General features: G+C 32.9%; 17 protein-coding genes and 1 tRNA gene. 12 read left to right on the top strand and 6 right to left on the bottom strand.

Annotation, left to right across the window (positions count from 1 at the left end; translation table 11 throughout):
- Nucleotides 1–43: 43 nt before the first annotated feature.
- Together ACNFU2_RS01225 and ACNFU2_RS01220 are read right to left on the bottom strand one after the other, a co-directional pair.
- Nucleotides 44–1,339 (bottom strand): TlpA family protein disulfide reductase, encoded by a 1,296-nt coding sequence (locus ACNFU2_RS01225; protein WP_418123343.1) that lies wholly within the window; start codon nt 1,337–1,339, stop codon nt 44–46.
- 144 nt (nt 1,340–1,483) lie between these two features.
- Nucleotides 1,484–2,014: a hypothetical protein gene (locus tag ACNFU2_RS01220; RefSeq protein WP_418123341.1), complete on the bottom strand. Its 531-nt coding sequence runs from the start codon at nt 2,012–2,014 to the stop codon at nt 1,484–1,486.
- 511 nt (nt 2,015–2,525) lie between these two features.
- Between ACNFU2_RS01220 and ACNFU2_RS01215 the strand changes: the two genes are divergently transcribed.
- Both ACNFU2_RS01215 and ACNFU2_RS01210 read left to right on the top strand, forming a co-directional pair.
- Nucleotides 2,526–2,822, top strand: coding sequence for a hypothetical protein (locus ACNFU2_RS01215; protein ID WP_418123339.1), 297 nt, complete (start codon nt 2,526–2,528; stop codon nt 2,820–2,822).
- 73 nt (nt 2,823–2,895) lie between these two features.
- Entirely contained in the window at nt 2,896–3,513 is a 618-nt protein-coding gene (locus tag ACNFU2_RS01210; protein ID WP_213278940.1) for a hypothetical protein, read from the top strand.
- A gap of 137 nt (nt 3,514–3,650) precedes the next feature.
- Here the strand turns inward: ACNFU2_RS01210 and ACNFU2_RS01205 are convergent, their stop codons facing one another.
- Entirely contained in the window at nt 3,651–5,072 is a 1,422-nt protein-coding gene (locus ACNFU2_RS01205; RefSeq protein WP_418123337.1) for a DUF2971 domain-containing protein, read from the bottom strand.
- 386 nt (nt 5,073–5,458) lie between these two features.
- Between ACNFU2_RS01205 and ACNFU2_RS01200 the strand changes: the two genes are divergently transcribed.
- The 10 genes from ACNFU2_RS01200 (at nt 5,459) to ACNFU2_RS01155 (ending at nt 16,155) form a co-directional block, all read left to right on the top strand.
- Nucleotides 5,459–6,292 (top strand): DUF695 domain-containing protein, encoded by an 834-nt coding sequence (locus ACNFU2_RS01200; protein WP_418123335.1) that lies wholly within the window; start codon nt 5,459–5,461, stop codon nt 6,290–6,292.
- A 67-nt stretch (nt 6,293–6,359) separates the two neighbouring features.
- Entirely contained in the window at nt 6,360–7,130 is a 771-nt protein-coding gene (locus ACNFU2_RS01195; RefSeq protein WP_418123334.1) for a DUF4262 domain-containing protein, read from the top strand.
- Between the two features lie 146 nt (nt 7,131–7,276).
- A complete protein-coding gene (locus ACNFU2_RS01190; RefSeq protein ID WP_418123332.1) occupies nt 7,277–7,453 on the top strand; it encodes a DUF3606 domain-containing protein in 177 nt (58 codons plus the stop codon).
- Between the two features lie 203 nt (nt 7,454–7,656).
- Entirely contained in the window at nt 7,657–8,454 is a 798-nt protein-coding gene (locus tag ACNFU2_RS01185) for a hypothetical protein (RefSeq protein WP_418123330.1), read from the top strand.
- Nucleotides 8,455–8,472: 18 nt separating this feature from the next.
- Complete coding sequence (locus ACNFU2_RS01180) at nt 8,473–10,275, top strand: DUF4209 domain-containing protein (RefSeq protein ID WP_418123328.1); 1,803 nt, start codon at nt 8,473–8,475, stop codon at nt 10,273–10,275.
- A 256-nt stretch (nt 10,276–10,531) separates the two neighbouring features.
- Nucleotides 10,532–12,280: a patatin-like phospholipase family protein gene (locus tag ACNFU2_RS01175; protein ID WP_418123326.1), complete on the top strand. Its 1,749-nt coding sequence runs from the start codon at nt 10,532–10,534 to the stop codon at nt 12,278–12,280.
- 164 nt (nt 12,281–12,444) lie between these two features.
- Nucleotides 12,445–13,236 (top strand): DUF6602 domain-containing protein, encoded by a 792-nt coding sequence (locus ACNFU2_RS01170; protein ID WP_317094848.1) that lies wholly within the window; start codon nt 12,445–12,447, stop codon nt 13,234–13,236.
- Nucleotides 13,237–13,470: 234 nt separating this feature from the next.
- Nucleotides 13,471–14,271 carry a hypothetical protein gene (locus ACNFU2_RS01165; RefSeq protein ID WP_317094847.1) on the top strand — a complete coding sequence of 267 codons (801 nt, stop codon included), beginning with the start codon at nt 13,471–13,473 and terminating at the stop codon, nt 14,269–14,271.
- Nucleotides 14,272–14,382: 111 nt separating this feature from the next.
- On the top strand, nt 14,383–15,150 hold the full coding sequence (locus ACNFU2_RS01160) for a hypothetical protein (protein ID WP_418123323.1): 768 nt from the start codon (nt 14,383–14,385) through the stop codon (nt 15,148–15,150).
- 6 nt (nt 15,151–15,156) lie between these two features.
- On the top strand, nt 15,157–16,155 hold the full coding sequence (locus ACNFU2_RS01155) for a hypothetical protein (protein ID WP_418123321.1): 999 nt from the start codon (nt 15,157–15,159) through the stop codon (nt 16,153–16,155).
- 324 nt (nt 16,156–16,479) lie between these two features.
- Here ACNFU2_RS01155 and ACNFU2_RS01150 read toward each other — a convergent pair whose 3' ends face one another.
- The 3 genes from ACNFU2_RS01150 to ACNFU2_RS01140 all read right to left on the bottom strand — a co-directional run bounded on the left by ACNFU2_RS01150 (nt 16,480) and on the right by ACNFU2_RS01140 (nt 19,180).
- Nucleotides 16,480–17,688: a site-specific integrase gene (locus ACNFU2_RS01150; RefSeq protein ID WP_418123319.1), complete on the bottom strand. Its 1,209-nt coding sequence runs from the start codon at nt 17,686–17,688 to the stop codon at nt 16,480–16,482.
- Between the two features lie 252 nt (nt 17,689–17,940).
- Nucleotides 17,941–18,028, bottom strand: a tRNA-Ser gene (locus ACNFU2_RS01145).
- A 93-nt stretch (nt 18,029–18,121) separates the two neighbouring features.
- Nucleotides 18,122–19,180: a 3-oxoacyl-ACP synthase III family protein gene (locus tag ACNFU2_RS01140; protein WP_418123317.1), complete on the bottom strand. Its 1,059-nt coding sequence runs from the start codon at nt 19,178–19,180 to the stop codon at nt 18,122–18,124.
- Nucleotides 19,181–19,317: the final 137 nt, after the last annotated feature.

Below are 19,317 nucleotides of genomic sequence, written 5' to 3'. Positions count from 1 at the left end.
TATTTATTCAGAGATTACTTGACAGCTGAACAGATCTCTAGCATTAATTATCTTTAATGACCATCATCAATAGGTTTCGCTCTGCCGGGATCAGATCCAGATCATATTTCTGAAGTTCTTTCCTAAGTGTCGGGATATCTTTGATGCCGGAGACTTCCAGATCTACATTTCCGGTATAGCCGGTCTCATCGACAAAGATTTCTTTAATGGGAATTTCGCCGTTCAGCATATTGATCATATTTCTGAGCGGTGCGTTTCTGAGGATGGATGGCGTCCGTGGAAAGGTGGAGCGTTTTTCCCCGCCTTTGCTCGCCAGCTTATCTTTTTGACTTGTTCTTATCAGCACAAGGCATTGGACAGGTCTCTTTTCCAGTGTTACCGTATAATCCGAATAGCGGTTGATGTCTTCCAGCATATATTGGTAAAGCGCATCAGCCTTGCTTTCGGGAATGATGAACTCGTAATTGTACAAATTGGAGGTATCATTGAAACCGTCTGCTTTTTGTTGAAGCATCAGTTTTCTGGGTTCTTTAACTTCAATAAGCATTCTTTTGCCCGTAAAGGATCCTTGAGACTGCTTTCTGAACAATTCAAAGCCGATAGCATAATACATATCCCAAAGAGGAAGGTTGGTAAATTGTCTGCCATTGATCGCTCCGGATGCTGTGGTCCGGAATGTTCCGCCGGAGCCAATGTCGGGAATGGGGCCTTTGGAAAAGAATGAATAATTGAGAAGCTGGATATTTTTCTGACGGTCATAATCCTCGGAAAGCATCAAGGGACGTTTTCTGTCCATTTGAATAATGGTCTGCAATGAAGATTGCTTTCCATCCAGGATCTCATTAATGGTCTCTTCGGTAAGCTGCGTTGCATCGGTTGTACTCAGTAGCCTTCCATCTTTGATCCAGATGATAAAGGGGACGCCGGCGTGCGGAAAAAGCTGATGGAAATAGGAATCGTTATAAACGGAAGTCAGAGTGTTATACTTCTTTCCATTTTGAGACACAAAGAATTTTTCCAGTGCCGGCTTGTCCTGATTGCTTACCGGAAGTATCCTGATTCTGTCCCCGAACTTCTGTTGCAATGTAGTTATCTTAGGAATATTCATCAGGCAGGCACTGCACCAGGTGTTCCAGAAGTCTATGAGAATTAATTTGCTTTTATCTTCTGAAAGATTTAATGTTTTCTGTGAGTGGTTGACTACAGGAAGAGAGGTTGTCCAAAAACTTTCGGGAAGATGTTCTCCGACTTTAACAGACTTGTTCTGCGCAAAGGCTGTGGTAGCTGCCACCAGGGTAAAAACAATGGACAGGATTCCCCTGCAAAACATATTTTTCATACTTTTGAATAGGTTTTTAATAATTATTAAAACTGATTATGCTCTTTCCGTTTGGTCGCCAAACTCTTGCGGAAAGGGCTTTTTTATCATATTGGTATAATTTCTAGGTGCTGTTTTCCATTCTTTGATTTTTACTTTTAATGGTTATTGATTCTTTTGAGTCCTTCTTTCGAGGATAAGGTATGCCGCATCCAGCATTTTAGTAAGATTGATGTAAGGGCTGATAAGGCTGCTTTCCTCGGCATTTTTGAATACACCCATTGAGAAATAGACTGCAACTGCAATATAGTAGTCGAAATCCCTGATGCTGTATTCTGCAAAAGCGTTTTGAAATACTCGGGTTGGATTTTGATATTCCTCATTCGAAAGGGAAGCCTGAATTAATGATGAACGATTCTCAGGAGGTATGGTAATCGACCATTTCTCTTCCTTCAGCCTGATAGCATAGCACGCCCGCACGAAGGATCGTAAGGCCTGATGAAAATGGAAAATCTCCGACGAATCCTCATTGATCGGCGTTTTCTTTTTCCCGGCATAGATCATAATGTTGTTGAGCATCTGTTTGGCGGTAACCAAGTCGTTGAAATGGAAGTAGGATTCAAGAAGTTTTATCCCGGAATGCTTTCTGCTGCCAGACCAAAACCGGGCTTCAAAGTCTATTCTCTTATTTTTCAATCGTTTTGTTTAGGTTTAGTGACCGCATAGGAGGAAGCTTGGAAATCTTTCTTACAAAGCTCCCTGCCAATACAAGCCAAAAATTAATATGAATGAAAGTTGTGTCCCGTGAAAGCTGTAAAGCCGCAATGGTTGCGCTGCCATTGTATCTGTTCTAATCTGATACTGTATTTTGTAAAAGCAGCTTAGAGAATTGTAGAGATAGCGGACTGCATAAGAAATAAAACGGCGTGGAACTCTACACTATCCAATTCGGGGCACTGGTATACCTTTGACACAGATAAGAGAGCCCACGCCTAGGTCGTGAGCTTTCTGCTTATCGTCTCGTGTCATAAAATTACCAGTTTTCGAATTGAGATTCTAAGCAATAGCTTCTAATATTTCTTTGAAGTATCGCAAAATTACGTTTCAGTAATTTATTTTACAAATATAATAAAAACTTTTAAATCGTTCGCTATAGCGAACAGTATTTTTCTTTTTAATCTTTTCTTTTGATAAAGATTATTATGAAATGCAAAATAAAGAAGTTTTGAATACAAAAAATACACTTGTTAATAAGCACTTGTGTAATTTTATTGAAAGTAAATTTCTACGTGAATATCGTGACCAAGACGGTAAGATAATAACACAAAATAAATATGCAAAAATGTGTGGAATCACTTCATCAACAATCTCAAAGTTGAAATTAGAAGAAGGGTATAATATTCCAATGTCAACAATTTACAATATACTCCGACACGAGCGTTATTCATTAGAAAAATTCTTCAAAGAATTTGAAAGTGCAAAAGGTATAAATATTCCAGATTAATCTTAATGAGAGTTGGGATTTTCTATTACACATTTAGCATAGTCAGAAACCGTATTAGCAATTTCATTAAGAAATGGATCGTTTAATTGAAATTTATAAATCCTTATCTTTTCTATTCACGCAAATAAAATTAACAATTCTCTGTATTGAGGAATGTATAAAAAACCATTCGGAATTAAGTAAAATAGAATTTGATGAAAATTTTTATAATCAACCTGGATTTTCAATGGCTTCAAGAGCAATTTTATCAAATCATTGTTTAATACAATTTAAGTCATTTTTAGATGAATATAAAAACTTCAATGAAAGTAATTTTGATAAAAAGTACGCTGAATCGATAAGAAGAGTGCGAAATATCAATCAATACGGAATTAAACGAATTAGTAAATGGAAAGATTTAGAAAAATTCAGAAATGACATTCTCGCACATAATTTTAGAGCAAATAAGAAATCATTTTTTAATAATCCGAATAATGAAGTTTATGAATATTTAATTCCAGATTCTTTAAATGAAAAAAAAGTTTGTTTGATGATTATGCAAAAAATATGTTTGAATATAATGAATGAATTCCCTGAAGTTATAACACATTCGAATGTAATTTATTATAATATCGGTATGAATTTAAAAATAAACTTTGATAGCAAATTGGACTTAGAAGAGGAAATTAGATTAATAAATGAAAATATGTAACAACTTTGTTTTCAAGAAATATAAATGTAAATCTTGACAACATTTGATTTTTTTCTTTTACGAAAAACCTTAACTATACAAGAAAATGTTTGTTTATTCTGAAATATGTTTAAGCAAAAAATTAATCGAAAATCCAATTAATCAGACAAAGATACATCCAACTTAAACTTATCAATCCTGCCGGTCTCCTTCGAGTAATAAGCCTGAAAAAAATTAAAATCTTGCCTATTGTTTTCTTTACATTTTCTAGTGATGATTTTAATTATTTTCAACTTGTCTGTCATATCAGTTTTAATACCGAAAACCAAGCCTTTCAAATCTTTAAAATCATACTTTAACTTACGTTCTTTTTTATCAGAGTAATCGTTAAAGGTGTTAGTTAAAACTAATCTATATTCTTTTTCATATGACCATTCATCTAGTTTTGATGTTACGCTAAGATAAAAGTTATCCCAATATTTGTCGATCCAGCTTTGATCTTTACTGTTATTGATATGATCACCACATATACTTAGGTTACCAGATTCATCTCGGTACCACATTCTATTTAGATCAATCTTACTTAACCGGCCGATTGATCTAAAGAAGTCAATCTCGGTATGTTTTTGTGTGTAATTAATTTTATAAAATTGATTTGGTCTCATTCCTCTTACGGATCCTTCGGAATTCACTCCATACTCCACATCCAGATTTAGAAACATATTATCATCCTTATCGACATTTGCCTCAAAAATCAGGCAGATTCCCCTATGATTGTCACCGTAATGTCCCCAAATAGCAGAATTGGTATTGTCTGTCAAAAATGAAGCTGAATACCACTCAGGATAGATGGATTCCTCTAGTAATATAAGATACTTTTCTGGAAATTCAGAAATAAGAAAAAAGCCATTTGTATTCATATCTTTTTCCGTCATAGATAGTCTGGCGTTTAATTTCGTCTGCGACATTAATTTGGCAGTCATTGAAAACAGTGCTTCTACTACCGTAGTGCCATTTTCCTGCTCTAATGTATTGGTAAGTTCAACCATATTCCCCATCTGCTGCTGCACTTCAGTTAATTCTGGAGATTCATTAAAAAAATGTTTATGATCAGTATAACCATTGTCGAAATAAATTTTGCTAATTGCGTTTATAGCATTTTGATGAAAAAAATTCAGATATGACAGTAATTCCTCTCTCCTCACCGGACTGGTTCGGTTTGCTAATGATTTTGGAATGGAGTTTATATACGAATAGCTGAATATATGGATGATTATCTGCTCAATAACTTTTTGATGCTCTGGCGGATGCAATGCCGATTGATGTGTTAATCTTATATCTTTTTCACTTAGCTTAATTGTTTCCGCAGTTACCAGCATAAGAGAGTAGAATCTTTCCAAACTTTTAATATAGTTTATAAAGAAGTTCTTCCAGACAATCTCGTCGCCTTTCCAAAAAATATCTTGAAACCCTTCCATCGGATCATTAAGCTCAGTTGGAGATGCAAAATAAATTTCCTGTCTTTCTAACTCGTTAAAACGATCCAGTAAACTATCTGCGGTTCTAAATCTATATATCATATTGCATAAGTATTGATCTAAATTTAAGATATTTCTACATATATTTTTTTAGTTATTTGTAGAATAATTCTAGTACGTTTAATAAAAGATGGAATTATAGCTACAACGATAGTCGATGTAAAACTATATTTTTTAACTTTATCATAAACTTAACTTCTGTAAAATGTGAAAGTCCACATTTATTATATGAAACATTTTTAATTGTTGAGTATTTGAAAGACAAAGATCTCAACAGAATTTGTTGAAATTTGTAATAGAGTGACATAGAATTTCCGATTAAATCCAGAAATGAATTAGGATTTCTATTTATCGAATACAATCGATTGTTTTCTTTATTAGCAGAAATTATAAAAAAAATTTGATATCTAAATAAATTAGTAATTATAATGAGTTTTTTCAATAAAATATTTGGAAAGCCAAATAATAAACAACCAACAATGCTTTCTGCTTCAGAAACAAATAATAAAGAAGATTGGGATTTTTATTTCACCAATGTTGATGGTAACTTAGCCTCAATCTTTGTTGACCTTGGACTCATTACTATGGCTCCAATGAAAGACAAACCAAATATTGTTTGGGTTTCTATCCAGATGAATAACCCAAGAGAAGACGGGCTATCCTCAAAAGAAGAAAGTACGTTGTTATGTGATATTGAAGATGCATTAGTTTCAAAAGTTTCTTCCAAACACAACTCAATTTACATTGGGCGGCTAACATCAGCAGGTCATAGAGATTTGTATTTCTATTCTGGTGACACAATGCTTTATGACAGGACAATTTCAGAGGTAATGGTTTCCTATCCTAAATACGAATTTGAATATGGATCAAAGGAAGACAAAGAATGGAGCGGTTATCTGGACTTTCTTTATCCCACACCAACACAGATGCAAACTATTCAGAACAGGCGTGTAATTGATCAATTAGAAAAAAATGGTGATGACTTAACCAAAGCAAGAGAAGTTGATCATTGGATATATTTCAAAACAGAGACTGATAGAGAAGCTTATATTGAACAAATTTCAAACAATGGATTTAGCATCGTTGAAAAAGGTTATAATCAAGAGTTGGACGAAACACCTTTTGTGTTACATATTAGAAGAGTGGACTATGTTGACCAAAATAGCGTGGATGATTATGTAATTTATTTATGGAAACTCGCTAACGAATTAAATGCTGATTATGACGGCTGGGAAACTTCAATTGAAAAGGACGCTAACTGAAATTTAGTATTAAACCGTTATTTACACTGCCTAAAACCTTGGTGGCAATCTGATAATAAAGCTTTGTATGAATAAAAAAAAGCAGCATAATTGCATCAGTAAGGATGAACTTCTCATCAAGACTAAGATTAATATTGACAAGTATGGGCTTCAAGTAATAACTTTAAATGGCTCTGACTATTCGCCATCTTTTGCCTACAGCATAGGACTTTTCGAGACTTATAAACAACCTGAAGTAATTTGCTTTGGTTTGCCGGAAAAGCTTGGACAAGCAATACTTAATGATGTTGCTGAACTAATAAAGAATGGCGAAAACATTAAAACTTATTCTAACTATAATAACATTTTTAAAGATAGTAGAGCCGAGTTCATACCAGTAGATAAGAGAAACATAGCCGATTATTTTGGAGCAGCTTTGAATTACTACGACAAAACAGAATTCCCAGCTGTTCAACTTGTCTGGACAGACCGAAACAACAAATTTCCTTGGGAGGAAAATTTTGAAGAAAAGTTTTTATACGATCAACCACTACTTGATCGAAATACGGATTTCAAATTCAGAGAAGAAAAAAACCTGGGAATATTTACCACAAGGCAATGGTTAGAACTCGACCAACCAATACTGAGAGTTGTTCACGATACAGACGGAGATTGGCAATTTCTAACAGGTGACCAGATGCCCGAAGATATCAGGCTCGTCGCTTTAGAAGAAATGATTATCAGCGACCTTACACTCAATGAAGTTTTTGACTTAGACTATGGCTATTCAATGGATAGAAACTTTATTGGTGACGAATGGATCAGAACAAAATCGGAAGAAGAAGACAATGAAGAATAAATCATTTTCATAGCAGTATTTACAAATTCTGAAGAGATAATAAATTCAGACCCAACTTTCGTTGATATGTTTGTTTTACGGAAAACCGTAGTGATATAAAATAAAAGCTGACTAATTTTACTCCATTAACCAAAAAATTATTTATTATGAGTGATGATTTAAGTAAAAGAAGACCTCAAGACGCGACAAAAATCAACGTGAACGAAAGTTGGGAACTTGACTATTGGTCAGAAGAACTTGGTGTTACCAAAGAACGGCTGAAAGAAGCTGTAAGGGCAGTTGGAACTTCTGTACAAGATGTGAAACTTTATCTTGGAAAATAGTGTGAATTTCAATTTAAGTAATGAATCCTGACGAGAGTTGGGATTTGCTTATTTATAAAATACGTTGAATTTGTAATCATCATAAAAATCAGTGAAAATACTGAATGATGAATTTAAGGCAGTTTTTATTTTTGTTATTTACGGGAAACCATAATCAAAGGATTACAAGCTTTTGTATATTTGATATAACAAACTAATTAATAATGAAAACACTTCATCTCAGCTATAAAGATGATATTAGTTCTATTAAAGAATTTAGTGAAGCAGAATATCAAGAAATCGATGAAATCCTTAAACGATTTGTCTTAAATGCTAAGATGAAATGGGCTTTTCAAGTAATAGAAAGGAATTTTTATACATTATTTAAAGCGGCAGATATCGAATTTGAAAATTTATCGAAAGAGGATCTTCTCTGGGAAAATTTAGAACTTGCCTCCCTCGAAATTAATAGGCATATTTTGAATTACTTGGCTTCGCAAAACGCTTTCCTTGATCACAGCTTTAAATTTCTATCAAAAAAGTTTGGATCTAATTCCGATGAATCGCAGAGATTTACTAAGATGACCAATGATTTGTTCGCTGACCACTTCTCATATCGCTTTCTTTACAAACTTCGAAACTTTACGGTTCACTTGGGATTTTCACTTTGCGCAATAGAAATTGAATATACTCACAAACAAATCACTTTCATTCCTAAATTTATCTATGAGGATTTAATGGAAGATACAGCTTTTTGGGGAGCTAAAGTTAGACCTGACTTATTAGCAATCGGTGATGATTTTCCGGCTTTTAATTTACTTCGAGAATCATTAGACCATTTTCGACAATTGTCAGATTTTTTAATGACTGAATTTGTCGAAGATGAGGAAAAAGCTTTTGTCAAGAGATTTTACGAATTGACTGAGATAGATTCTGCACTGATAGATAAATATTGCTTTTTAGTTGTAGAAGATGATCTAACAAAAATTACGCAGATTCCGGTTCATTATCTGAAAATTTGATCCATTTCAAATTTTTAAATGAATTTAATTAATAACCTAAAAAAAAACATTGCAATGCAATTTACTGATCTGGAATCTTATTATACTTATCTGGAAGAAGATGAAAATTTTTCCATTCTCGATTTTAATACACCTAAATATCTAAAAATTCTTGGTGACAGCTCTTCTGAAACAGAGTTTAAAAAACTATGTTTTTATGAGCAATTTTTTTGCGACTTTTCAATTAAAAAAGGTGAACATATTCCTAAACATCAAAGTGGAGATTATAAGTACCCTACATTGGATTTGTTTGATGATAATTTCCAATATCTTAAGAAAAGAGCTGCGGAAACTATTAACCCGAAATACAAATCTAGATATAATCATATTCTTTGGCTTAGCCCGCAAAAGCACTATAATTATGCAAAACAGGCGATTGAAAGTTATATGACTCTCCTTGAAAATTCCAATTTTGCTGTAGATGATAATCTATTAAATAATTCTTTTAGAACATATTTCGAAAATCTTTTCCTTTTAAGCCAGAGTATAAACTATAAAAGTGCTGAAACTATTGATTACTTTATTACACTTTTATCAGGGAGTAAAATAAGCGAGTTCTGCAAATGTGCCATCATGAAATTTATAGTTGAAAATATAAAAAAAAGTGATGCTGTACTTTTTGAAAAGTTTTTCGATTATGCTAATAGTCAGTTGGAAATTGCAGAAGATAGATTGTTAGAAAGTTTTCTCAAATTATTGATAATTATCAGTCAAAAACTTAAAAAATCTCCAGCAATTTTTCACGAAAAACTTGGTGATTGGCATATTTCGCAGTTGAAAAAGGAAGATAGACAAGGCTTTGTGGCTCATCATTTCTATTTAAATGCTTTAGAAGAGTATAGAAAAGCAAATCATAAAGAGAAAGTTGAACAGACAAGTGTAATGCTTGAAAAAGCTAAGAAGACGATTGATTTAAAGAAAGTAACTTTCGAAATTAAGGATGAGGAAATACTAGATAAACTTGGTCAATATTGGAAAATAACCTACGATATTATTAAGCAGATTGTAACTGAAAAATCAAGTAAGGATATTTATGAATATCTTATAGTAGAGGATTTTTTACCTAAACCAAATTCGGAAGAAGATACACCAAAATCGGGATTGGCTGATTTGGTGACAACCATGACATTTGATATCAATAAAAATGTGAATAAAAATAAGTCGGGAATGATTAACCCCTATTATCTCCATATTAGCAATTTTACTTTTCGACAGATTAGTTGTGTATTTTTGGAAGGTATTAAGGAGGAAAAGATTACATTCCAATCTTTGATTGATTACCTGAAAAATTATACTTGGTACGGAACAGATTTTACATATGTTGATAACAATAATGAAAAACAGGGATTTGACTGGATTGAATTACTGACACCATCTTTGCAAGTTTTCTTTAATCAGATCGAGGCCGATATTAAAACGGCAACAAGTCATAATCAGGGATATATTGTTGCGATAGATAGTTTAGTCCTAAAATTTGAAGGCTTGTTGCGAGAATTTTCTAGAGCAATCGGGGCACAAACAATTGAATTTAAGGCAGACGGAACAGAAGAACGTATTTCATTTGATAAACTTTTGGATAATGAAAAAATTACGGACTTAATACCAGCTAATGATATTGCATTTTTTAAATATCTTTTCACCTCAGAAGGTATGAATCTAAGAAATAATATTGCACATTGTTTTTATAAAACAGAGAATTATAGTTCTGGTACAATGCTATTGCTGATTGTGGCTTTACTAAGGCTTGGTAATTATCGTCTTGAGACTAAACTAGATGAATAAGATGTTTTAGAAATAACTGCAAAATATGATTTTCAAAGTATATAATGAAGTTGAATTTAATGACTTGTGAAATCTTTTGAAAACAACTTAAGCGGAACGAATGATCTATTTTGATAAACTGACAACATTATATTATTATAGTTCAGTTAGGGCGGCAATAAAAATGTGCTCATTAGTTATCAAAGTAGATTATCGAACAGCTCTTATTTAATCTTTAGGTATAACCATCAAAGTAACCATAACAAACTAAAATATCATGAAAAACTATCAAACAATAGACCCCAAAAGGCCTGAGAACATTGCTTTAAGCTTTTCTGGCGGTGGCTTCCGTGCTGCTTCATTTTCTTTGGGATGTTTATCTTATTTAGAACAGCTGGAATTCAATGAAAAGCCTTTTATGGATCTTGTAAAATTCGCTTCTTCAGCTTCAGGAGGAACGATTACTTTACTCTCTTACTCTGTTGCGAAACGAAATGGTCAGGAATTTAAGGATTACTATAAATGGATGGTAGATGAAGTCCTTTACGGTGAAAAACTGGTAAATCAGGTTTTCGACATTATGCGTTCATCACCGGAATGGAACTTGCGTCCGAATAAATCAAGAAATTTGATTAATGCTTTTTCTATAGCTTATGATCTTAAGATTTTTAAAGGTGAAAAATTTGGTTTTCTATGGGAGAATGGTGGAATCCCAGATATTTGTGTTAACACGACTGAATTTCAAAATGGTCTGTTGTTCCGTTTTCAAAATAAAGGTAGAATAGGGAATAATTTTATTAAAGGTGTTTTAAAAAAAAATCTTCAAAAAATTAAACTGGGCGATATTTTAGCCTGTTCATCTTGCTTTCCGGTCGGTTTTGAACCGTTTGTTTATCCAAAGGATTTCAGCTATAATGAATTGGATAGAGAAGCTTTAGAAAGGGCTGTGAAGATGAATAATCAATATATTAACAATGAAAGAGAATCTGCAGATCTCTTCCCATTGATGGATGGAGGTATAGATGATAATCAGGGTATCGATTCATTTATGAATGCAGAAGAAAGACTGGAACGAAAAAACAAATTTGGTTACGATCTTTATATGACATGCGACGTAAGCAGCAATTACACTAACGGTTATCAATATCCTTCTCAAAGTAAACCCGGTTGGTTCGGCAGACGAAGTTTGCTATTTTATATTGGCGCTATTTTTTTGGTGTTAGCTCTGGGTATTTTAGGTGCTGTGTACGACTTTTGTAAAGGCTTTTCATATGCTGTTATTGGAGTCACTTCCTTTTTTTTAGCATTAATCTTATTTGTTGGCATTAAATTGATATCAGCCAAGAAAAATGCTGAGACAGATCATTCAACGGCTGTTCTGCTAATTTTAAAACATCTCAGGTTTTTTCTACAACTTGATATAAGTATTCTTATACAAGAGATATATGCTCGTCTAACTTCCGCAGGGGAATTGGCTGCCGTAATCTTTTTGAAAAAAATCAGACGTGCATCTTATGGTGGTTTATTTCAAAGAGTAACTCCTGTAGGAGATAGAAGAGGAACAGCAAATCCTGAGGGGCCAAGAGTAACAAATCTTAAATTTTGGGGGCAGTTCTCTGTAATGAATGCCATTTATATGTTTAGTAATAAAAATAAATCAAAACTTGAAGAAAGTCTTAAGGGTGAGGTTTGGGTCAAAAATGAACGAGAAGTTTTAATAGGTGATAAAATGGAAAAAGCATTTGATTTTATAACTCCATCTGAAAAAATGCGTAAAGCCGCTGATCTCGCAGCTAAAATGGAGACAACATTGTGGTACGATGCTCATCATATTGAACAAGGACAGCCAAAATCTGTTGTAGCCTGCGGTCAATTCACCACTTGCTATAATCTTCTTAGATGGTCTCTGCGATTTACTGACGAAGAAGGTCAGGCAATCTGGTACGATTTTCAACAAAAGCTGATTGCACAATATGCCAGATTTAAGGATGATCCTTACTGGTTGTTTAATGACTACTCGAATTAATTTCTTTGTGTTGAGAATGACTAATGATATTATAAAATTTTATATTTATCATTTCTTTATATGGTGATCATAGCTATGCTTTTAAAAATGTGAAAATTCTTGAAAAAATTAAAAGTAATTTGCACTAAAATATCCGTATATTAGTCTGAAAATCAAAAACTAATATGCCAGATCAAAATATTCTCAAATTTCAACAATCAATAACAAAAGAACTAATTGCGACTCACGAAAGAGTTAGAGATTTAATTGGAAATGCCAATTGGGGAGATGAAGGAAGATATAAGGAAGCAATTCTTAGAAAGACAATTTCTCAATTTTTACCTTCCAATCTTAAAATTGGAAGTGGTTTTATTGTCGGAAATAATGATCATTTAAATGGGACAGAAAGTGAAATTTCTAAGCAATTAGATATTATTATTTACGAGGATAAAACACCTGTTGTTTTTAGAGAGGGAGACTTTGTTATTCTGACAGAAAGTTCTGTTAGAGCCGTTATTGAAGTTAAAGCAGAAGTTGTCAATAAAAGTACCAATAGTAATGGTTTGAATAATATTATCACTAAGCTTGAGTTATTAAATAATTTTCGAACCTTTTCAAATAATGGTCCAAGGAAAAAATTTGTTGGAATATTTTCTTACAAATATAATCAAGACTATAACCATGAATCTCTGCAGGAGATATTAGAAAATAGCAGTGGAATAGTGAATCATCTAGCTTTGGGAAGCGACAGATTCATCAGGTTTTGGGAAGATCCTGCAGGCTTGGTTCCACCAGTTGTTAGAATCGCACCTTGTTACATAAAATACCATTTACAAAATTTATCCTTTTCATATTTTATTTCTAATTTATTACATATCATTTCAGATGAAGACCCTGTTGAAAGATATTGGTTTTCGTTCCCTATTAATGGCACAAAAGAAGTGCACAGAGAAGAATCAATCATTTATTTAGAATAGTACTTAATATTTTTTTAGCAATCCTATAAAGTTGAGTCCTGGTTTTGGTGTTACGATTTTTTATTAGAATTATTTTTAAAAGGCGATAATATACTTTAGTGTAATAAATTGTATTTTAATTAAAACATATATTTATTAATAATAAATTTAATGTATATAATTACAAAAAAATGGATATTTATGAATCTACTTTAGATAATAATACTCGAAAATTAAATTTTAAACTAATAAACCATGAGTTTGGATGAACTGTTATTACTTACAGAAAAAATAAAGAAAACAATTTATGATTTAAAACTAAAAGATAATGACGTCAGAAAAGCATATTTCGAAAATTTGTATGCTATAGTGTACGACTATTATAAAGGGAAAGTTTTTTTTGAAATATCAAAACAAATAGGTAAAGGAAATGTTCGGTTTGCTAAGGAAATATATGTATTAAATAGTCATATAAAAAGAGTTTATGAAATAGCAGATCATCAACTCTTGTCTCAAGCTTATCAAAACGATATAAATAGAAAATTGTTATTGGAATCTTTTACCAATTTTGAAGTTACTCTTAATCTATGTTTTGAAAAAGTGATAAGTCTATCTGAGAAAAATAAAATCTTGGATGATTTAAACAAAAAGATTCTTAGAATTTGTAAGTACTTGGAAGCTGAAAAATATAATGAATTATTATCTGAGTTGCGTAAGTCATCATTTATTCCTTTAAGCAGGAAATTTAGATTTGTTGCAAATAGAATTAAGAATAGTTACTCAGGGAACTATAAAGAGGATGTTATCTTTATAGAATTCTGCAGTAAACTGAGAAATATTTTTTCTCATTCAAACGGATTATATTTAGGTAAAGATTTCGAGCATTCCTTCCAAAACGTTAAATTCTCATTTGTAAATAATCAATTTTTAGTTATGGATGGAAATAATAGTGCTATTATTTTACAAATTAATGAGAAATTCACTGATATCATGTACAGACTTTTAAATTGTTTTAATGATATAGATTACATCGAGTATCCAGATGATGGTTTTTAATAATATCTTGTAAATTAACAATCTGAAGAAGACAAAATTTAACTTCGAGTATTTTTTACAACTAATTAACTGACTGAAAATATATTTTATTCTTTAAACATTTAGTAAATAATGTCACATTGTAATAATATTAATCATTTTTCAAGAATGGTATTCTACCATTTATCTAAAGTATTTTCCCATAGGCTAAGTTTTTCTGAAGTAGGTTTAACGGACCATCTTCTGTTGAACATAGTAGAATATTCCGCAATAACTAATGATAGAAGTGTCAAGATTTATAAATTACCTTGGACGGTCGAGAGTCTATATGGTAATGATATAGATATATTTGTTCAAAATAGAGAGGGAACTTATAACTGGTATGCACTTCAAGCAAAGGTAATGTCCTATAACGGAGCATTCAAAGATTTGAAATATAATAAAGACGAAGTTTTTCAACAATGGGATAAACTTTTACGACATGAAAGTGTGTACGGTAGTAAGACATTTTATCTTTTATATAGTGGAAATTCTCTACGAGCTCCATATATCCAACCAAGTAGATCAGATTGCTTAGGTGTCCCAGATATTAATGAATTGGGACTTGGTATTGTTGAAACACGAATAGTTGCTAACATAAGAATGAACATTCTTAGGCACTCTCAAATGTTCTATTTCGAACAAGTATTTCCTGACCATTTAGATTCTTTAAGAAAGTTATTTTGTTGTTTACCGCATTTACCACCGGAAGGTAGGACATTTAAAAGGGAAGAAATAGAAACTTTTGGCTATCGAGAAGTATATGCAGATTCAAAAGATTTTGATGAAGATCGAGATTCTCAAAGATATGAAATCCCAGATGGTGCGGCCGCAATTAGAATGGTAATAAACTCTAAGTAAATTTTTATGAATTATTGTAAAATATGTAACTCGATAGCTGATAAAACGGGATCGCATATTATCCCTCATTTTCTTTTGAAAAGAATTGATTCCGAACATAAGGGCAGAGATAAAGAAATGGGATTTGTTATTTCAGAAAGAAATCCTTCTTCATATTTTGGTAGATCAACAAATGTTGAAACATTGAAAAAAATATATGGAGAAATTAGTGATGAAAGAATTTCTGATAATTCGATTCCTTTGGTAGAGGATTATATATTTTGCAGCAGATGCGAAGCAGAGCTCGCAACGCTGGAGAATAATTATTCTGTGAGTATTTCAAAAAATGGCCATCCTATTGGAATTAACTATTCAAGTGGAATTAATTCGGAACAGGCATTGTTATTTTGGATCTCTATATTTTTTCGACTTAGTATATCAAAGAATTCAGGCGTAAAACTTCTGTCTGAAGACGAGGATACGTTACGGAATATATTAAATGAATACTTTTCCAAAAAACAAATCTCCTCTGAGATTGATAAGGTGAAGTATAAAATATTGAGGGCCCAAAATGTACCTGAGAAAGCAAGTACTTTGCTTCACATAAATCCGGAATCTCAAAATCCTTATTTACTAGTAGTAGATGAATTTATTGTTTATTTATCACTAAATACTGATGTTGAAAATAACGATTTTTATGGGTTTAGACTTCCGGTAGAAGAAGCGGAGCAAAATAGCAATGCTGAAACTGACGAGAAAATTTTGGCTATAACTACGGATACACTTCTAAATTTAAATGGTCGCTTTCATGCCAAGGCTGCTGAATTTTATCGCATTAATTTATTCTTTGAATGTGATCAAATATTTCAAAAAATGAATTTTGGAGGTAAAATGCCTGATAGTATGAAAGAAGAAATTTTTAAAGCATTAGCTAACGATGAAAAAGTTTCTTTTGGTGATAAATTCTCTACCAAACATAGGGCAGAGAATATTGTTAAAGTACTACAGCAATATCTTAAAAAGTAGCTACTGAAAGATAGTATTTAATGATTTTAATTCACTTAAAATTACCAATCTGAAATAATTGCTAAATATTTCTTTATCATATCCAGTCACTTTGTGAACATTTAGCAGATAATTTAAGAGTGGGTTTTTTTTCTTTTCAAAATTCTTACAATTTTCATTGTGTAAAATTTATGACAAGAAACAAATTATGTTTCTTGTCATAAAAACCAATTTCTATTTGATAAAAAATTCCACTTGAAATTTTTGTAAGTTAATCGTTGGAAAAAATTTAAGGAATGTCAAATAAATAGCACTAATTATAATTATTAAATCTCCTCTCTAACTTTAAAGTTTATCTCTCAAAACCGCCATATCATCACTCACTTTCTTATCAAGAATCTTCGCATAATGCTGTGTCGTTTTTATATTCGTATGCCCCAGCATTTTACTTACACTTTCAATAGGAACACCATTGGATAAGGTAACAGTTGTAGCAAACGTATGTCTTGCGATATGAAACGTCAGATCTTTATTGATCCCGCAGACGCTCGCAATTTCTTTTAGATACGAATTCATTTTCTGATTGCTTAGAACAGGAAACAGAACATCTGAATTGACGCATTGTGGATGATTCTCATACTTTAAAACCAGCTCCTGAGCAACCGGCAATAAGGGAACCCTTGTGGAAGTATCGGTCTTTTGACGGTGGGTAAAAATCCATTGATCACCATCAACGCCGATATTGATGTTTGATTTTGATAATTGCTTGACATCCACATAGGCGAGGCCCGTATAGCAGCTGAAAAGGAAGATATCCCGAACTTGGTTTAATCGGTCTGATGCAAAATTCTTTTCATAGATCATCTGTATTTCTTCTTTGGTAAGGTAAGGACGTTCCACAGCTTTTATTTTTGTTTTGTAGCCCAGAAAAGGATCTTTCGTAATCCAGCCGTGCGCCATACACAAACGGATGATCTTTTTGAAATTCTTGAGATACTTTACAGCCGTATTGTTTCCACATTTACGGACACTGCGCAGCCAGAAGTCGTAATCGCTGATAAAACCGTGATCGATTTGCGTGATATCAATATCAGAAACTTTGTATTTCCAATTAATGAATTCTTGCGTATGCTTTAAAGATGTTTTATAACGTTCCAATGTTCCGGAAGCAAAATCCTGCCCGACCAAGGCTTCCACTTTGTCATTATGCTCCTGGAATATCGGAATAAGCATTCTGTACTCAATATCCGTTCCAAGCAGTTTAGATTTTAAACTCTCTGCAGTTACAAAGTTTTCTTCTTTCAGCATCAAGTAGTGGATATCGTAAACTTTCTGTTCCAAAGTTTTAAGATAGAGATTCAGTGTTTTGGCTTCTTGCGAATTACCTAATGCTTTGTGTGCTTTAACATCCCATTTCTTCGGATCGATATACCTTTTGGCAGCAATGTCTGCTGCCTTGCCGTCTATCGTAATTCGTAAGTAGATGGGAGCGGTTCCGTTGGTTCTGATTTTATTCTTTTTGATAAAGAATAACAGGTTGAATGTTTTGTTCATTGTGTGATAACTTTAATGGTTTAATAATTTACTTTTTGTTACCACTTTTTGCAAGATGTACAATCGTTAGACTGCCTATTGGTAGGGCTTTCCTTGATTTTTCGTGACCCATTTTTGTGTTTTTTTGAATGGGACACGAAATAGGTCATATAAATCGTGACCTATTTTGATTTTTTCTGATACTAACGCAAAAACAAAAAACGCTGTAAACATTGATGTTTACAGCGTTTTAGCTTATTTTGGTTTCTAACCTGGCGGAGAGTGAGGGATTCGAACCCCCGGACCTGTTACAGTCAACAGTTTTCAAGACTGCCGCAATCGACCACTCTGCCAACTCTCCCTGAACTCCGGCTATACCTTCGTTTTCAGTGGTGCAAATATAGAGAGTTTTTTATTTCTGACAAAATATTTTTAGCAGTCTGTGAATAAAATATTAAAATTTATACACAAATGCATTAATATTCATCCCTGCTCCTACCGAGGCAAACAAGACTATATCTCCTTTATCGATATCATGGGAATCCAGTTCATCTTTCAGGATCATGCTTAGTAATGAAGGGATTGTTGCCACACTGCTATTGCCTAGTTTTTTGATAACCATAGGCATAATATCTTCGGGCATAGGTGTATTGTACAACTGATAGAATCTTTTAACAATAGCTTCATCCATTTTCTCATTCGCCTGGTGGATGATAATCTTATTCAGCTGATCAATTCCATAGCCACTGTCATCCAGACATTTCTTCATTGCATCCGGAACATTTGAAAGAGCAAATTCGTAAATTTTACGCCCATCCATTTTAATGTATTTGGTATCCGGGCATTTGTCATTGTTGTATGATTTTCCGAAATATAAATAATCTTTTTCGGTCAGGGTAAAAGAGGCTGAGATATGGGATTTTATTCCGTTTTCTTCCTCAGAGATCTCCAGAATGGCTGCCCCTGACCCATCTGCATAGATCATACTATCCCGGTCGTGGATATCCACTACCCTTGATAAGGTCTCAGCTCCGATAACCAGGCATCTTTTGGCAATACCGGATTTAATGAATGCATTGGCCTGGATGATTCCTTCGATCCATCCGGGACATCCGAATAATACGTCATAGGCGACGCAAAAATTATTTTTGATTTTTAATAGGTGTTTCACCCTTGAGGCAAGACTCGGAACCGTATCGGACTGAACAGTTCCAAAGCGGACGTCCCCAAAGTTATGGGCAAATATAATATAATCCAACGTTTCAGGATCAATTCCTGCATCTTCGATAGCTGCTTTGGCAGCAATAAAGCCCAGATCGGATGTAACCTGATCATTGCTCGCATATCTTCTTTCTTCAATGCCCGTAATCTCCTTGAGTTTACTGGCAATAATAGCATTACTTTCTTTTAATGACTCGCCGCTTTTGTTTATAAAATTGTGTTTATCAAAGAATAAATTGGTAATGGTTTCCGGGGGGATGTAGTTTCCTACACCAATGATTTTACTGGTCATCTAAAAGTTATGATCTATTAATCCATTTTTGATTTAAGAATTAATTCGATAAATATAACGATTAATTATAAAAAAAAGTATTTGAGATTAGAGATTGTCTTCTTTTTTTACTTAATCTGTTATGTATGTCATAAGCA

This window comes from Chryseobacterium sp. PTM-20240506 (assembly GCF_048296755.1).
GTDB classification, from domain to species: domain Bacteria; phylum Bacteroidota; class Bacteroidia; order Flavobacteriales; family Weeksellaceae; genus Chryseobacterium; species Chryseobacterium proteolyticum.
This window is presented reverse-complemented; position numbering and strand designations above follow the sequence as displayed.

Excerpts from the sequence above, each read along its gene's own strand:
- ACNFU2_RS01170 (WP_317094848.1), top strand. The coding sequence starts at position 12,445 with ATGCCAGATCAAAATATTCTCAAATTTCAACAATCAATAACAAAAGAA.
- ACNFU2_RS01225 (WP_418123343.1), bottom strand. The coding sequence starts at position 1,339 with ATGAAAAATATGTTTTGCAGGGGAATCCTGTCCATTGTTTTTACCCTG.
- ACNFU2_RS01195 (WP_418123334.1), top strand. The coding sequence starts at position 6,360 with ATGAATAAAAAAAAGCAGCATAATTGCATCAGTAAGGATGAACTTCTC.
- ACNFU2_RS01155 (WP_418123321.1), top strand. The coding sequence starts at position 15,157 with ATGAATTATTGTAAAATATGTAACTCGATAGCTGATAAAACGGGATCG.
- ACNFU2_RS01205 (WP_418123337.1), bottom strand. The coding sequence starts at position 5,072 with ATGATATATAGATTTAGAACCGCAGATAGTTTACTGGATCGTTTTAAC.
- ACNFU2_RS01190 (WP_418123332.1), top strand. The coding sequence starts at position 7,277 with ATGAGTGATGATTTAAGTAAAAGAAGACCTCAAGACGCGACAAAAATC.
- ACNFU2_RS01200 (WP_418123335.1), top strand. The coding sequence starts at position 5,459 with ATGAGTTTTTTCAATAAAATATTTGGAAAGCCAAATAATAAACAACCA.
- ACNFU2_RS01215 (WP_418123339.1), top strand. The coding sequence starts at position 2,526 with ATGCAAAATAAAGAAGTTTTGAATACAAAAAATACACTTGTTAATAAG.
- ACNFU2_RS01150 (WP_418123319.1), bottom strand. The coding sequence starts at position 17,688 with ATGAACAAAACATTCAACCTGTTATTCTTTATCAAAAAGAATAAAATC.
- ACNFU2_RS01140 (WP_418123317.1), bottom strand. The coding sequence starts at position 19,180 with ATGACCAGTAAAATCATTGGTGTAGGAAACTACATCCCCCCGGAAACC.
- ACNFU2_RS01210 (WP_213278940.1), top strand. The coding sequence starts at position 2,896 with ATGGATCGTTTAATTGAAATTTATAAATCCTTATCTTTTCTATTCACG.
- ACNFU2_RS01165 (WP_317094847.1), top strand. The coding sequence starts at position 13,471 with ATGAGTTTGGATGAACTGTTATTACTTACAGAAAAAATAAAGAAAACA.
- ACNFU2_RS01185 (WP_418123330.1), top strand. The coding sequence starts at position 7,657 with ATGAAAACACTTCATCTCAGCTATAAAGATGATATTAGTTCTATTAAA.
- ACNFU2_RS01175 (WP_418123326.1), top strand. The coding sequence starts at position 10,532 with ATGAAAAACTATCAAACAATAGACCCCAAAAGGCCTGAGAACATTGCT.
- ACNFU2_RS01180 (WP_418123328.1), top strand. The coding sequence starts at position 8,473 with ATGAATTTAATTAATAACCTAAAAAAAAACATTGCAATGCAATTTACT.
- ACNFU2_RS01160 (WP_418123323.1), top strand. The coding sequence starts at position 14,383 with ATGTCACATTGTAATAATATTAATCATTTTTCAAGAATGGTATTCTAC.